General features: G+C 52.2%; 13 protein-coding genes. 12 read left to right on the top strand and 1 reads right to left on the bottom strand.

Annotation, left to right across the window (positions count from 1 at the left end; all coding sequences use genetic code 11):
- The 6 genes from T320_RS02670 (at position 1) to T320_RS02645 (ending at position 7,521) form a co-directional block, all read left to right on the top strand.
- Positions 1–1,566, top strand: coding sequence for a bifunctional ADP-dependent NAD(P)H-hydrate dehydratase/NAD(P)H-hydrate epimerase (locus tag T320_RS02670; protein WP_037352924.1), 1,566 nt, complete (start codon positions 1–3; stop codon positions 1,564–1,566).
- A 91-nt stretch (positions 1,567–1,657) separates the two neighbouring features.
- Positions 1,658–2,722 (top strand): branched-chain amino acid aminotransferase, encoded by a 1,065-nt coding sequence (locus T320_RS02665; protein WP_255327081.1) that lies wholly within the window; start codon positions 1,658–1,660, stop codon positions 2,720–2,722.
- A gap of 168 nt (positions 2,723–2,890) precedes the next feature.
- Positions 2,891–3,730 (top strand): diadenylate cyclase CdaA, encoded by an 840-nt coding sequence (cdaA, locus tag T320_RS02660; protein WP_026760383.1) that lies wholly within the window; start codon positions 2,891–2,893, stop codon positions 3,728–3,730.
- Positions 3,727–4,680, top strand: coding sequence for a CdaR family protein (locus T320_RS02655; protein WP_037352920.1), 954 nt, complete (start codon positions 3,727–3,729; stop codon positions 4,678–4,680). The genes cdaA and T320_RS02655 overlap by 4 nt, the downstream gene beginning before the upstream one ends.
- Positions 4,681–4,688: 8 nt before the next feature.
- Entirely contained in the window at positions 4,689–6,290 is a 1,602-nt protein-coding gene (locus T320_RS02650) for an NAD(P)/FAD-dependent oxidoreductase (protein WP_037352918.1), read from the top strand.
- On the top strand, positions 6,283–7,521 hold the full coding sequence (locus T320_RS02645) for an O-antigen ligase family protein (RefSeq protein WP_037352916.1): 1,239 nt from the start codon (positions 6,283–6,285) through the stop codon (positions 7,519–7,521). The genes T320_RS02650 and T320_RS02645 overlap by 8 nt, the downstream gene beginning before the upstream one ends.
- Positions 7,522–7,571: 50 nt before the next feature.
- On the opposite strand, the gene T320_RS02640 is transcribed toward T320_RS02645, so the two are convergent.
- A complete protein-coding gene (locus T320_RS02640) occupies positions 7,572–8,123 on the bottom strand; it encodes a phosphoribosyltransferase family protein (protein ID WP_037352914.1) in 552 nt (183 codons plus the stop codon).
- A 149-nt stretch (positions 8,124–8,272) separates the two neighbouring features.
- Here T320_RS02640 and surE point away from each other — a divergent pair, with 149 nt between their 5' ends.
- From surE to murB, 6 genes are all read left to right on the top strand, one after another.
- Positions 8,273–9,028: a 5'/3'-nucleotidase SurE gene (gene surE, locus T320_RS02635; RefSeq protein WP_037352913.1), complete on the top strand. Its 756-nt coding sequence runs from the start codon at positions 8,273–8,275 to the stop codon at positions 9,026–9,028.
- 71 nt (positions 9,029–9,099) lie between these two features.
- Positions 9,100–10,341 carry an adenosylhomocysteinase gene (locus tag T320_RS02630; protein ID WP_026760417.1) on the top strand — a complete coding sequence of 414 codons (1,242 nt, stop codon included), beginning with the start codon at positions 9,100–9,102 and terminating at the stop codon, positions 10,339–10,341.
- Positions 10,342–10,356: 15 nt separating this feature from the next.
- Positions 10,357–11,637, top strand: a complete 1,281-nt coding sequence (locus tag T320_RS02625) for an amidohydrolase (protein ID WP_037352912.1) — start codon at positions 10,357–10,359, stop codon at positions 11,635–11,637.
- Positions 11,638–11,653: 16 nt separating this feature from the next.
- Positions 11,654–14,209: a DNA translocase FtsK gene (locus T320_RS02620; RefSeq protein WP_037352911.1), complete on the top strand. Its 2,556-nt coding sequence runs from the start codon at positions 11,654–11,656 to the stop codon at positions 14,207–14,209.
- A 14-nt stretch (positions 14,210–14,223) separates the two neighbouring features.
- Positions 14,224–14,715 (top strand): tRNA (uridine(34)/cytosine(34)/5-carboxymethylaminomethyluridine(34)-2'-O)-methyltransferase TrmL, encoded by a 492-nt coding sequence (gene trmL, locus T320_RS02615; RefSeq protein ID WP_037352910.1) that lies wholly within the window; start codon positions 14,224–14,226, stop codon positions 14,713–14,715.
- A 29-nt stretch (positions 14,716–14,744) separates the two neighbouring features.
- Positions 14,745–15,659: a UDP-N-acetylmuramate dehydrogenase gene (gene murB / locus T320_RS02610; RefSeq protein WP_197019360.1), complete on the top strand. Its 915-nt coding sequence runs from the start codon at positions 14,745–14,747 to the stop codon at positions 15,657–15,659.
- The last annotated feature ends 41 nt before the right edge of the window (positions 15,660–15,700 follow it).

Here is a 15,700-nt window from a genome sequence, read left to right as displayed (position 1 = left end):
ATGAAGATAGCAGTAAGTGAGGACATGCGGCAGATTGACCGATTGGCGGCAGAGGAATATGGCCTGCCGGAACTTTTGCTGATGGAAAGTGCGGGGCACAGAGTAGCCCAGGCTATGGAACATCTGCTGGGCAGCGTTAGCGGCAAGACCATCTGTGTATTGGCTGGCAGCGGCAACAACGGCGGGGATGCCTTTGCTGCTGCGCGGTATCTCAGCAATATGGGAGCGAAAATCAAGATTTTCCTGACCTGCGAGCCTGCTCACTTGAAGACGGCCTCCTCACGCATGAAGAAAGCCAGTGACAAGATGGGGCTGGAAGTTCACGGCCTCGAAGAGGACAGGGACTGGAATCGCCTCCATCTGGCCTTGAAATTTGCTGATGGCATCTTGGACGGTATTCTGGGGACGGGCTTTAATGGGGAACTCAAGAAGAAAGTCCTGCGCCTTATTGAAGAAGTCAATGAAGCAGGGGCGAAAGTGCTTTCCATTGACATTCCGAGCGGTGTGGAAGCCGATTCCGGCAAGGTTTCTACAGTAGCCGTCATGGCTGATATGACGCTGACACTAGGACTGCCCAAGGTGGGGCATCTTTTAAGTCCCGGCGCCGAGATGACCGGTCAGCTGATTGTGGATGATATCGGGATTCCAAAAAATCTGTTGCAGAGTGAAAAAATTCAGCAGTCCCTGCTGGATGAAAAATTGGCGCAGACTCTCTTGCCCTTGCGCGGGAAAGCGGTTCATAAAGGCGATTGCGGCAGAATTCTGGTGGTGGCTGGTTCTCTTGGCATGACTGGGGCGGCAGCCCTTGCGGCGACCTCTGCCCTGCGGGCGGGGGCAGGTCTTGTGACCCTTGCCGTACCTGCTTCCGTTCAGCCCATCTTAGCCGGACAGTTACTGGAGGTCATGGTTCAGCCGGTGGAGGAGAGTACGCCGGGCATGTTCAGCGGTGAAGTTGCCTTAAACCGCCTGCTGGAACTTGCGCAGAGCCATGATGTGGTATTGATTGGCCCGGGCATGGGGCGCGCCATGGAGACGCAGGAACTTATCCGCATGTTTACCGCCAGAGTCAACAAGCCCTTGATTATGGATGCGGATGCAATTTTTGCCTTTAACAGCACACCGGACGATTTGAGCAAGCTGCCTCAGGTGCCGGTGCTGACCCCGCACTTAGGGGAAATGGCGGGGCTGCTGGGCGTTTCCGTGCCGGAACTTCGCGAATCCCTGCTGCCCATCGTGCGGGAAGCGGCGAATGAGTATCAGTGCATCTTAGTGGTGAAGAGCGAGTGTACCTTGGTGGCCTATCCCGATGGCATGGCCTTCTTCACCTCGGTGGGCAACCCGGGCATGGCAACCGCAGGCAGCGGGGATGTGCTGGCAGGTACCATTGCCGGACTCATGAAACAGACGGAAAGTGGTCTGGCGCCTTTGGCAGGAGTGTACCTCCATGGCCGGGCCGGTGACATTGCCTATGGCGAAAAAGGAGAAGCGTTGCTGGCCAGCGATATTCGGGAAAATCTGGCACAGGCCCTAAAGGAATTACGTCAGAAGCAGATGGCAAGCCGCTAAACAGATGTCCTGTTAACAGGAACAGATTTGTAAAATAGGTATCTTTTTTGTAAAAATGCCAGCAAATCCTTGACATTTGTGTATTACAGGAATAGAATGTAGTTACTTTGAGGAAAAGAAAAGGGGTTTTAGCATGGCAAATGTAAACATTGACTGGTCAAATCTCGGCTTTAACTATCAGCCGATTACCAAGCGTTATGTGGCGAACTATAAGGATGGTCATTGGGAAAAGGGCGGTTTGACAGAAGATGCCACAATCGTACTCAATGAGTGTGCCGGTATTTTACAGTATTGCCAGGAGGTATTTGAAGGCTTGAAGGCTTATCGCACGAAGGATGGCCGTATCGTAACCTTCCGTCCTGACCTGAATGCCAAGCGCATGATGGATTCGGCTAAGCGCCTGGTTATGCCGCCTGTGCCGGAGGAAATGTTCATGGAGGCCGTAGACCAGGTGGTATCGGCCAATAAGGACTGGATTCCGCCTTACGAGTCCTGCGGTGCTCTGTACCTGCGTCCGTATCTCTTTGCTACGGGCCCGGTTATCGGTGTTAAGCCGTCGGATGAATATCAGTTCCGTCTCTTTGGTACGCCGGTAGGTTCTTACTTCAAGAATGGCATTAAGCCCATCACCATCTGTGTCAGTGACTTCGACCGTGCGGCACCTCATGGCACTGGTGATATCAAGGCTGGCCTGAACTACGCCATGAGCCTGCACCCCTACATCCTGGCCCATGAAAACGGCTTTGATGAAAATATGTATCTCGATGCGGCTACCCGCACCTACGTTGAGGAAACTGGCGGCGCCAACTTCCTCTTCGTCACCAAGGACAACGTCATCGTGACGCCGAAGTCCAACTCTATCCTGCCCTCCATCACCCGCCGCTCTTTGGTGGCTCTGGCTGAAAAACTGGGCTACAAGGTGGAACACCGTCCGGTTAAGTTCACCGAATTGGAGGAATTCGCCGAAGCAGGTCTTTGCGGTACGGCAGCCGTTATCTGCCCTGTGGGCAAAGTGGTTTCCAAGGACAAGACTATCGAATTTGCCAGCGGTATGCAGGAAATGGGCCCTGTTCTCACCAAACTCTACAACACTCTGCGTGGTGTGCAGCTGGGCACGGTGGAAGCACCGGAAGGTTGGATTCGCGAAATTAAATAAGTTTTTTGAAGCCGTCTCCTGTTGGGGATGGCTTTTTTCATATTATTTTTAGAAAAAAAGCGTAAAATTTTACAATAGCAACAAGGAGTTCTTTACAAAGGACACGAATTCTTCATATAATAGTAGATAGCAATATAACGGAAGTGTAACACTAGGGAGTTTTGTTTTATGCCGATTGATTTATCCTTGCCTGTACAATTTCATGGAATTCTCTCCACCATTGGCTGGTTCGATGTGCTGGATATCCTGATTGTGGCGGCAATTCTGTATAAAGTATATGAAATGCTTCAGGACACCCGGGCCATTACGCTGGTGAAAGGTATTCTGGTTCTGCTGGCGGTGACCATGGTCTGCAGCTGGCTCGATTTGCATGTCATTTCCTGGTTGCTGCAAAAAACCGTGACACTGCTCTTTGTGGCCTTGCCTATCGTCTTTCAGCCGGAACTTAGGCGGGCATTGGAGCATCTGGGGCAGGGAAGATTCTTAGGAAGTTCGGCTCTGCTGGATGATGAGGAAGCCCGGTCGGTTGTCAGCGAAATCACCAAGGCGGTGAAGCAGCTGGCTGCCACGAAAACAGGTGCCCTGCTGGTTATTGAGCGCAATATGGGGCTTAATGACGTAAGCGCCACAGGCATTCGGATTGACGGCTTGATTTCGGCAGAATTCCTGCTCAATGTCTTTATTGTCAATACGCCCCTTCACGATGGTGCTTCCGTTATCCGCGGCAATCGTCTGATTGCCGCAGGCTGCCTTCTGCCCTTGACGGAAAACCGCACCTTGTCTACGGAACTGGGCACCCGCCACCGGGCAGCTATTGGTCTGTCTGAGCAGTGCGATGCCCTTATTGTGGTGGTCAGCGAGGAAACCGGCACCATTTCCGTGGCGGAAAACGGCCATATCATGAGGCATTTAAGTCCTGAGTATCTGCAGGAAGTCCTGATGCCAGCCTTTGAAGTGCCAGCCACCGGCATCAAGGATATGGTGATGAACTGGAGGAAGAAGAAATGATTTCACGCTTTCGCAGTTTGATTCAACGAAATATCGCAGCAAAGATAGTAGCTATTCTGGTGGCCGTGATTCTCTGGGGCTATGTGATGAATGAGCAGAACCCGTCCACCGAGGGCAGCTTCACGGCGCAGGTGCAGCTCGTCAATGTGCCGGAGGGGTACAAGGTTACCCAGGGGACTGATAAAGTCAAGATTACCGTGCGCGGGGCACGCTCCCTCTTTGTCAGCAACAGCGATGTCAATTTTGAAGCCAGCGTGGACTTGCGGGAGGCAAAGTCCGGCAAGGGCGAATATAAGGTTCGCGTCAAGATGCCCCAAGGCTTTGAACTTGTGGATGTGCAGCCCGGCACGGTGGAAGTCACCCTTGACCCCATTGTGCGCCGCAAGGTGCGGGCGGATATCAACGTCAATGGTTCTCCCGCCAGTGGCGTGACCGTGGCCAAAGTAACTCAGGCCAGCTCTGAAGTCATGGTGGAAGGCCCGTCCACGGCCGTGAAAGAGGTGGAACGCCTTATCGGCTATGTGGGACTGACCAGCAAGAATGATGCAGACTTTGCTTTGCAGGTGCCCTTGACTGCCATCAATGCCGATGGCAAGGAGGTTTCCGGCGTAACCATCCAGCCAGCTACCATGTATGTGACGGTGCAGATGGCCCGGGGGCTTACCAAGAAAATTGTTACCATTCATCCCGTGAGCGAGGCGGATTTGCCTGCTTATTTGGAACTGGTGTCCATCAAGCCGAATCCGCTGCAGATTGAAGTGGCCGGTGCAGAAAACATTATTTCCGGTCTTACGGCGGTAAACACGGAAAAGATTACGTTGGCGGATGTTTTGCAGAACACCGACAAGACCGTAAAACTGGCCCTGCCGCCGGGGGTTACGGTGACGAACCATGATGTGCTGGTGCATATCGTGGTCAAGGATAAGAAAACAGGAAAAAGTATGGAGTGAAGCTACAAGTGATTCGCATAAAAAATTTGCAGGTGGCCTTTGATGATGAGCGCCCTCTGACAACACTTGCAGCCAAACGCTTGCAATTACCACCTCAGGCCGTTACTGAGGTGGTAATTGTGCGTAAGGCTGTAGATGCCCGCCGTTACCATGGGGCACCTGTGCAGTTTGTTTACATGCTGGATGTGACGGTGAATATGCCGGAGAAAAACATCCTCAAAAAACTGCGTAAGGATAAAAACGTGGAGCTGGTGGCGGGGACTAAGCCGGTTAACGCGAACTTCCGTTCCCGCAAGGAGGGTGAATTGCGCCCTGTCGTGGTGGGCTTTGGCCCCGCGGGTATGTTTGCGGCCCTGACCTTAGCCAAGGCTGGATGGAATCCTTTGGTACTGGAGCGTGGCGGTGATGTGGACAGCCGCAAGGCGGCTATCGAGCGTTTCTGGCAGACAGGCATATTAAACGAGCGTTCCAACGTGCAATTCGGCGAGGGCGGCGCAGGTACCTTCTCTGACGGCAAACTCACCACCCGCATCAGTGACAGCCATATACAGGATGTGCTGGCGGCTTTTATTGCGGCCGGAGCGCCCGAGGAAATCCGCTACTTGCATAAGCCGCATATTGGCACGGATTTGCTGCAGGGCGTGGTGAAAAACATCCGTCAGGAAATTATCCGCTTGGGCGGCGAAGTGCGCTTTGAGGCACAGGTGACGGATATGGAAATCGAAAATGGCCAGGTGCAGGCGGTAATCGTCAATGGTGAGGAACGTATCGCCTGTCATGATGTTTTCCTGGGTATTGGCCATTCTGCGCGTGACACGTATCGCATGCTGCTGGGCAAGGGCCTTAAGATGGAAGCAAAACCCTTTGCTATTGGCGTGCGTATTGAGCATCCGCAGGAATTTATCGACAGGGCACAGTATGGTGAGGATGTAGGACATCCCCGACTTCCGGTGGCCGACTATGCGCTGACCTATAAAGACCCTAAGACTGGGCGGGGGGCATACTCTTTCTGCATGTGTCCCGGCGGTCAGGTCGTTGCGGCAACATCTCTTAAAGGTCAGGTCTGCACCAACGGTATGAGCAATTACAAGCGCGATTCCGGCATTGCCAATAGTGCCCTATTGGTACAGGTGGGCCCTGATGACTTCGGCCAGGAAGTGCTCGCAGGTATGAATTTGCAAGATAGGCTCGAAAAACTGGCCTTTGAGCTCGGTGGCAGCAACTACTACGCCCCAGTGCAGACGGTTGGAGATTTTCTGGGCGGCACATCCGGTTCCACCCAGTTCCTGACCAAACCTACCTATCAGCCAGGTGTAAAAGCCGTGGATTTGCATAACTGCCTGCCAAACTTCCTGACGCAGACACTCGAAGGCGCACTGCCGCACTTTGACTGCAAAATCAAAGGCTTTGCCGATAAAGGCGCGGTGATGACCGGTGTAGAGGCTCGCTCATCCGCCCCCTGCCGCATCTGCCGCAGCCGCGAAACCATGTTGGCCGAAGGTGTAAACGGCCTCTATCCTATGGGAGAGGGGGCAGGCTACGCCGGTGGTATTATGAGTGCCGCCGTGGATGGCATGAAGGCTGCTCTGTCATTTTTGTCAGGTGATTAAAAAAATAGCAAAAGTAGGTTTTCTTAAATATTGGGGGATGAATATAATCATGAAAAAATATATTAGCAAGGAAGCTATAGAAAGACGTATATACATATATTTGTGCGCGTTTGCTTTTATGAATGTTATATCAGTAGCTGGTGCAAATATCTTTTTGGGGCTGGTAACAGCTGCTTTATTGCATCGATTGGTCAGGTATCATGAAGATGTAAAAGAGGCTTTCGCTGAATATAAAAGTTTGTTTTGTTTGCTTGGTCTGCTACTGATAGCATTATTATTATCATTGCTAAATGCTTTGGAGCCTGGGAAGGGCTTGACGAATATTATCAACGCATATATATATCGTCCTATACCTTTGTTGGCAGTGTTGTTTTGTGTGCATGAAAAACGAAAATTGATTAATATTGCTCTATGTATGGTTTTAGCGGCTTTTTTGAATAATATATGTGCTATTGGCCAAGGGATTATGGCATATCCTTTTGTAAATGGGCGATATTCAGGTTTTATGAATACTATGGTGCACGGGACACTATTATCTGTATTCCTACCTGCAACTATGGTGGTTTTTCTGTCAGCTAAAAAGGCAATAGTTCTCTGGGGAAGTGTTGTCTTTGGAGTAGTAGGACTGGCGGCTTTTGTTTTCAATGGTACTAGGGGGGCTTGGCTAGCAGCGGTATGCTCCATTCTTGTTATAGCTTATTTGCAAGTGAGGGATAAGCGGAAATACTTTGCGGGTATGCTGGTGGCTGGAATAATTATTAGTAGTATAACTTATATGGTACCTGACTTCCAACAGCGTGTTTATTCTATTTGCAATGCTCAGGAGAATTCCAATACTGAGAGAAGGCTATTGTGGCAGAGTGCTTGGCATATGTTTATGGATCATCCGTTTACTGGTGTTGGCTATGCAAATTTTAGGACAAATTATCAAAAACACTATATTTTGCCAGAGGCAAAACAACCATATTTGGAACATGCCCATAATAATTTTTTCCACTACCTGGCAGAAACAGGCATTTTGGGATTAAGTGCATTGGTGGCGTTATGGGGCTACTTGCTTGCATATGCTGTAAAAGGCTGGTGGGCGTATCGGGAACCGGTGTTTTTGTTGATGCTAGCAGTGTTGCTCGGGGTAATTATGCATGGTTTGACTGAATATACTTTTGGTGCAGCAGTGACGGTGAAAATGTTTTGGCTAGCTATGGGGCTAGGTTTTAAGTATCGTATATAAAAACGAGGCAATGACAAATGCGAATTTTGTCATTGCCTCGTTTTTATGTTTTACTCTGCTTCAAACAGCGGCAGAGCTTCCAAGAAGATGATATCCGTGCGCTTTGCGGCATCGCCTTCGGCTAATACGCAGGCTTCGCCGATTACTTTACCGCCGGCTTCTTCGGTGAGCTCGGCGAGGGCTTTCATGGAGCCGCCGGTGCTGATTACGTCATCGAGCAGCAGGACGTTTTTGCCTTTGAGGCGGTCAACGTCTACGCCGTCCAGGCAGAGTTTCTGTACGCCTTTGGTGGTGATGGAGATGTCTTCCACCCATACGGCGTTTTCCATGTAGGCCTTGACGGATTTGCGGGCTACGATGTAGCGTTCCATGCCCAGTTCGCGGGCAAGGTCTGCAGCCAGGGGAATGCCCTTGGTTTCTGCGGTGAGAATCACGTCCGTGCCTTCCGGAATTTTTTTCGCCAGTTCCTTGGCGCAGGCCAGCGTCAGTTCCGGGTCGCCGAGCATGATGAAGCCGGCAATTGCCAATTTGTCCGTGACATTCAGAATGGGCAGCGAGCGTTTGCAGCCGGCCACCGTCAATTCATAAAATCTATTTGCCATTTCCTAAATCTCCTCGTCTGAGAATTTTGCGTGTTGCAGAACTATTATACGCTCTTTTGGGCGTGAGCGCAAATATTATTGTAAGAAAAGAGGAAAATTGGTAGAATAGGAATGATGTGTTGCGGTGCAACGGTGAAGGAGGTTTTTGCTTGCGAATTTTATTATCCAATGATGACGGCATTAAGGCACCGGGGATTGAAGCCCTGGTGCGGGCCTTGCATAAAGAACATGAGGTGATTGCTTCGGCGCCGATGAAACAGCAGAGCGGCATGAGTAACGCGCTGACCATCGGCAAGCCGATTGAGGTGGCCCGTGATGCGGAGCTGGAAGAAAAGTACGGTATTGAGGCCTGGGTCGTGGGGGGGACGCCTGCGGACAGTGCCAAATTATATATCGAAGCCTTTATGACGAAAGAAAAGCCTGTGGACCTCGTGATTTCCGGCATCAATCATGGGGCCAATCTGGCCACGGATATCATTTACTCCGGCACGGTGGGAGCGGCCATGGAAGGTTATTTCCATGATATTCCCTCTTTTGCCTTGTCTCTGGATGTGGAAAGCGAGCTTTCCTATGATGAGGCGGCGGAGATTTTTGCGCGGGATTTACAGTCCTTGATGCCGGAGAGTGGCAAAACTTTCCTTTATAATATGAATTTTCCTTTATTCCTGAAGGATGGTGTGCCTCAGTATGTCTTTGGCCGTCAGGGCAAGCGGGATTATCTGAACGCTTTTACGAAGGAAGAGCGGGATGGCAAGGTCTTTTATACCATGGCGGGAGAGATTTATGACCGGGATAAGGGCAATGCCACGGATATCTATGCCACGGAGCAGGGGTATATTTCCATTACGCCACTTGTGGCGGATTTGACGGATTATGTGGAACTGGACCAGCGGCTCGAAAAATAGGGTGACGGCGAGAGGTCTTTCGTGCTACAATTAAGGTTGAGATTTTTACTGTATTTAGGGAGGTTGCTGACATGAAATCTATGATTAGAGATATTAAACTTGCACCAAGCGGTCACGATAAAATCGAATGGGTAAAGAACTTTATGCCTGTGATGCGTGCCGTAGATGAAGAATTTTCCCGGACCAAACCCTTTGCTGGCAAAAAGATGGTGATTACGCTGCATCTGGAAGCGAAGACTGCCTATATGGCGGAAGTCTTTATGCATGCCGGGGCAGAAGTAGCCATCACGGGCAGCAACCCCCTGTCCACGCAGGATGACGTGGCAGCCGCTTTGGTGGAAGACGGCGTCAATGTCTTTGCCTGGCATGACTGCACGGAAGAAGAATACTTTAAGTTCATTGATGAAGCCTTGAAGATTGAGCCGGATTTCATCATTGATGATGGCGGCGATTTGGTGCATGCGCTGCATACGACGCATCGCGACTTGTTGCCGAAAATCGTTGGCGGTTCTGAGGAAACGACTACGGGCGTACACCGTCTGCGTGGTCTGGCGCAGGACGGCAAGCTGGAATTCCCGATGATTGCGGCCAATGATGCCTATATGAAGTTCCTGTTTGACAACCGTTATGGTACGGGCCAGTCCACCTGGGACGGCATCATGCGCACGACGAATCTCGTGATTGCGGGCAAGACTGTGGTCATTGCTGGTTACGGCTGGTGCGGCAAGGGCGGCGCTATGCGGGCGCGCGGTCTCGGTGCAAATGTCGTGATTACGGAAGTTGACCCGATTAAGGCCATCGAAGCGGTCTTTGACGGTTTCCGCGTAATGCCCATGGATGAAGCGGCCAAGATTGGCGATATCTTCCTGACGCTTACGGGCGATAAGGATGTTATCGTGAAGCGTCATTTTGAATCCATGAAGGATGGCGCCATGCTCGCGAACTCCGGTCATTTTGACTGCGAAATCAACATTCCGGAACTCGAGAGCCTGTCTAAGTCCCGCCGCAAGGTGCGCAATAATATCGAAGAATTCCTGCAGAAAGATGGCCGCAAGATTTACCTGCTGGCCGAAGGCCGCCTCGTAAATCTGGCCGCTGGTGACGGTCACCCGGCAGAAATTATGGACCTGTCCTTTGGCGTACAGTTCTTCTCGATGATGCACCTCTTGGAGCATGGCAAGGAACTTAAGAAGGAAGTTCATCTGATGCCCAATGAAGTCAATGTGAAGCTGGCAGAGCTTAAGTTAAAGTCCTTGGGGATGGCGATTGACACGCTGACGCCGGAACAGCGGGCATATCTCAATATGGAGTAACAGGAGGAAGTAATTTTGAAAACGTTAATTAAAGATGTATATGTGGTTAAGCCGGACGGCACGACGCCACTTACGAATATCATGTTGGATGGGGATAAGATTGCCGCTATCGGCGATGTGCCGGAGGATTTCCGTCCGGGCAAGGTGATTGATGGCAAGAATCATCTGGCTACGCCAGGCTTTGTCAATGCCCATACCCATGCCTCCATGACACTTTTGCGCAGCTATGCAGACGATATGGCGCTGATGGATTGGCTCAACAATATGATTTGGCCGATTGAAGCCAAAATGAATGAGGACGATATCTACTGGGGCGCCATGCTGGCCATGCTGGAAATGGTGCGCAGCGGCACCACGACCTTTGCGGATATGTACGGCCCCTATATGAACCGTGTGGCTGAGGCGGCTATGGATGCAGGCATTCGTGGTGTGCTCTGCCGCGGCATTATCGGCGTGGCTCCGGATGGGGAGCAGAAACTGCAGGAAAATGTGGAGCTCTATAAGGATTACCATGGTGCCAATAACGGCAAGATTACGGTAATGTTTGGCCCGCATGCTCCCTATACTTGCCCACCGGAATTCCTCAAGAAGGTAGCCAAGGCTGCGCAGGATTTGGGCGCCGGTATCCATATCCACATGCATGAGACGAAGACAGAAGTGGAAGATTCCCTTAAGCAGTATGGCAAGCGTCCTTTCGCCTGGGTAGAAGAAACGGGCATCTTTGACAATGACCATGTACTGGCTGCTCACTGCGTGCATCTCGACGACAATGATATTGAAATCATCAAGAAGCACAAGATTGCCGTAGCTCATAACCCCGGCAGCAATATGAAGCTGGCCAGCGGTTTTGCACCGGTACCCCGCCTGCTCAAAGAAGGTGTTGTGACGGCTCTGGGCACGGACGGTGCTTCTTCCAACAACAATCTGGATATGCTCGAAGAAGTGAATCTCGCCGCTATGCTGCATAAGGTCAACGAGTATGACCCGCTGGCTGTTCCTGCTTTTGAAGCGCTGAAGATGGGCACGGAATACGGTGCGCAGGCTGTGAATATTGAAGGTCTGGGCCGTCTGGAGGCTGGCTATAAGGCCGATATTACGCTTTGGAATATGAACAGCGCGGTCTGGTTCCCGCGTAACAATCTCGTTTCCCTGCTCGTTTATGCAGCTAATGCCGGTTCCGTGGATACGGTTATCTGCGGCGGTCAGGTGATTATGGAGAAAAATGAACTCAAAACCCTCGACGAAGAGCGGATTTGTTACGAGGCTCAGCGTTGTGCTGACCGCCTCAAAAAGTAAGTACTGAGGTGATCCCTTGAATAAGAAGACGACGGAGCGCAAGACGGCTCCGCGGCGCAGAAAGGCTTCCGGGAAGAAGCGGGCTCCGGCCCAGCAGCCCGGAAGCCCGGAGCGCAAATATGAACTCTGGGGCCTCTTTTTGACAGCGGTAAGCCTGATTTCCATCTGTGGTCTTTGCGGGCTCAATGTGGGATTTGTGGGACTCTACTTTGCCAAATGCCTGAACTATATGTTTGGCATTGGCGCCATCGTGATTTCCCTGCTGATTCTCTTAATTGGCTATCAGTATATCGTCAAGCATCATGGCCTGCGGTATTCGCCGCGGTTTTTCGGGCTGGGGCTGTTGTTTTTGTCGGTGCTGGCCATCTGGCATCATATGGCCGTGGAACCAGGAGCGGAAATTCTGCCGGAGAGTCTGCCGCGGGGCGGCGGCCTTATGGCCGGCGGGCTGCTCTTAATTTTGCGGAAGTTCTTCGGTGTGGATGGTTCCATCATTTTGCTCGGGGCAGGCGTGATTGGCTCCATTTTGCTCTCCACGACCTGGTCTTTGGCGAACGGCGTCCTGCGCACGCAGCGCACGGCGGCCAAGAGTGCCGCTGTCACTGGCAAGGCCATGGCGGTGGCCTATGAAAAGGTCGCTGATGTCAGCGAACGGGTAGAGGAAAAGGTCGTGGAGAAAGTCAAGGCCTCCTTCTACAATCAGGAAACGGATGACCATTTTGCCGAGCCGCCTGCAGAAGAAAAAGCGGCAGCTGCCGAGACGGTGGCTGAACCTGCAGTAAGTACACCCGCACCTGAAATGGAAACAAAGGCAGAGGACTTGCCGCAGTTTACCATTGAATATGGCCGTCCGGATGATGGGGCGGAGGAAGAAAGCGTTGATTTGGAGGAAGTTGACATGTCAGAAATTGACATGTCAACAGTTGACCAGTCAAATTTGACAAGTCAGCCTGCTGTCAATGTGGCCCAGCCAAAACCGGTGGCTCCTTCGGCTAAGCCCATGAAGGATGCGGCCAAGCGTACGGCGATGCCCAGCTATGGGGAGATTGCGCCCATCCGGCCTGCGGCGGCTATTCTGGATGGCTCCGAGCAGGCGGCAGCAGAACCGTCCAAGCCGGTTAAGCCCTATGAACTGCCGAAGGTCACGGAGATTTTAAGCAAGCATGCCAAGGCCAAGAATACGGCCTTGGAAATGGAAATTGCCGATAATGCCCGGGTGCTGCAGCAGACGCTAGCTGACTTCAAGGTCAAGGCTACCATTCTCAATGCCTGCCATGGACCGGCCGTTACGCGCTACGAACTCGAACCGGCTCCCGGAGTGAAGGTCAGCAAGATTACCAATTTGGCGGACGACATTGCCCTAAGACTTGCGGCCGCTTCTGTGCGTATCGAACAGATTCCCGGCAAGAGCGCCATTGGTATCGAGGTGCCGAATAAGGAGCTTGAAGGCGTGCAGCTTCGCGAAGTTTTGGAAAATGCCAAGTTTGACAAGGCCAAGTCCAAACTTACCGTGGGCCTCGGCATGGATATCGGCGGGCAGGGCATCTTTGCCGACTTGGGCAAGATGCCGCATCTTTTGGTGGCTGGTGCCACAGGTTCCGGTAAGTCCGTCTGCATTAATACACTGATCACGAGTATTCTCTTTAAGGCCAAGCCGGATGAAGTCAAATTCATCCTCGTGGACCCCAAGATGGTCGAGCTGTCCAATTACAACGGCATACCCCATCTGATGGTGCCGGTAGTTACCGACGCCAAGAAAGCGGCATCGGTACTCAACTGGTCGGTGCAGGAGATGGAGAAGCGCTACAGCAAGTTTGCGGAAAAAGGTGTCCGCAATATGCAGGGCTATAACGACAGCTTCCCGGACGATAAGATGCCCGCCATCGTCATCATCATCGACGAGCTCGCGGACTTGATGATGGTCGCGCCCCATGATGTGGAAGACGCTATCTGCCGTCTGGCACAGAAGGCGCGTGCGGCTGGTATTCACATGGTGCTGGCTACCCAGCGTCCGTCCGTTGATGTTATCACGGGTATCATCAAGGCCAATGTGCCGTCAAGAATTTCCTTTGCGGTGTCCAGTCAGATTGACTCGCGTACCATCCTTGACCGCAGCGGTGCCGAAAAACTGTTGGGGCGCGGCGATATGCTCTTCTTCCCGATTGGCGCGTCCAAGCCCCGCCGCGTGCAGGGCGCCTTTATTAGCGATGAGGAAGTGGAAAAGTTGCTCGAGTTCATCCGCGCACAGGGACAGGAAATGGAACCCAACGAGGAAATCGAAGCCTTTACCCAAAAGGAAATGTCCGAGGCGGCAGAGGAAGACAGCGGCAAGGGGGCGCGCAGTGCACCCAAGACCGATGCGCTGCTAGCTGATGCGGTCAATCTCGTCATGAGTACGGGGCAGGCATCGGCATCGAGTATTCAGCGGCGCTTCCATATCGGCTTTACTCGGGCCGGGCGGCTGATTGACACGATGGAAGAGTTGAATATCGTGGGGCCGAATGTCGGCAGCAAGCCACGTGAAATATTGATGACCAGTGATGAAGCATTGGAAGTGCTGGCCAATTTGTAAGAGGTGTAAGTTTTTTGCATATTGTTTTAATCGAGCCGGAAATTCCCGGCAATACGGGCAATATTGCCCGTCTTTGTGCCGCTACCGGCATTGAGCTGCATCTGGTAAAGCCCTTGGGCTTTTCCACCGATGACAAGCATTTGAAGCGGGCGGGACTGGATTACTGGCATTTGGTGAAGGTTCATTATCACGAGAACTTCAATGAAGTGCTGGAAAAATATCCCGACCATAATTTCTACTATTGTTCCACCAAGGCGCCGCATGCCCATACGGAAGTGCAGTACACCTCCGAGGATATGCTGGTGTTCGGCAAGGAGTCGGCGGGGATTCCTGAGGAAATCTTAAACGCCCATTGGGATTCCTGCGTGCGCATTCCCATGATTGCGGATGCCCGCTCGCTGAACCTCTCCAACGCGGTGGCGGTAGTGGCCTATGAGGCTTTGCGGCAGCTTGACTTCGGGCAGCTCGCAGAAGTGGGCCCGGGCCTGCGCATGTGGAAAAAGTAAGTAATGTAAGATAGGAATGAATGCGAAAGATGATCAATGAGAATTTCATCGGGGCCTGCCGGGAATTTTTGCAGCCGGAACAGATTATGCTGAACGCTCCCATGAGTGAACATACCACCTTTCAGATTGGCGGCCCAGCAGATTGCCTGATAAAACCGGCCAATTTGGAAGAAACCCAGAAAATCCTGCAGCTCGTGCAGGAATATGAACTGCCGTTGACTTTTGTGGGCAATGGCTCCAACATGCTGGTCAGCGACAAGGGCATCCGCGGCGTGGTGGTAAACTTCGCCGATACCATCAGCAGCATTGCTGTGGATGGTACGAAGATGACCGTAGGGGCTGGCGCCCTGCTCAAGGATGTGGCCGAAGCTGCTGCCCAGCACAGTCTGGCCGGGATGGAATTTGCCTGTGGCATTCCCGGCAGCATCGGCGGTGCCGTCTTTATGAACGCCGGTGCTTATGGCGGAGAGACCAAGAATGTGGTCAAGGCCGTTAAGGCTGTTACCCGTGCCGGGGAAATCAAGACGTACACTCTGGAGGAGTTGGAGTTGGGCTATCGCCACAGCATCTTCCAGAATAACGGGGAAGCCATCGTGGAAGTGGAACTCGAACTGGTGCCCGGCAGCGAAGCAGAAATCCGCGCCGGTATCGCGGATTTTACCCAGCGCCGTGAGTCCAAGCAGCCGCTCGAAATGCCCAGCGCGGGCAGTACGTTTAAGCGGCCCGAGGGCTACTTTGCCGGTACGCTTATCGATCAGACGGGACTTAAGGGCTTGTCTGTGGGCGGCGCGCAGGTTTCCACCAAGCATGCAGGCTTCGTCGTGAACAAAGGCGGCGCCACCGCGGCGGATGTGCTGAACCTCATCCGCGAAGTGCAGAAGCGCGTCAAGGAAGCGCATGGTGTTGAACTGCAGCCGGAAGTCCGCCTGATTGGCGAAAAATAAATAAGCAGGAATTTCCCGCTCCTTTAAGGAATTATACAAGT

This window comes from Selenomonas sp. FC4001 (genome assembly GCF_000701565.1).
Classification (GTDB): domain Bacteria; phylum Bacillota; class Negativicutes; order Selenomonadales; family Selenomonadaceae; genus Selenomonas_A; species Selenomonas_A ruminantium_B.
The sequence above is the reverse complement of the archived record's forward strand: the minus strand, read 5'-3'. Positions and strand labels throughout refer to the sequence as shown.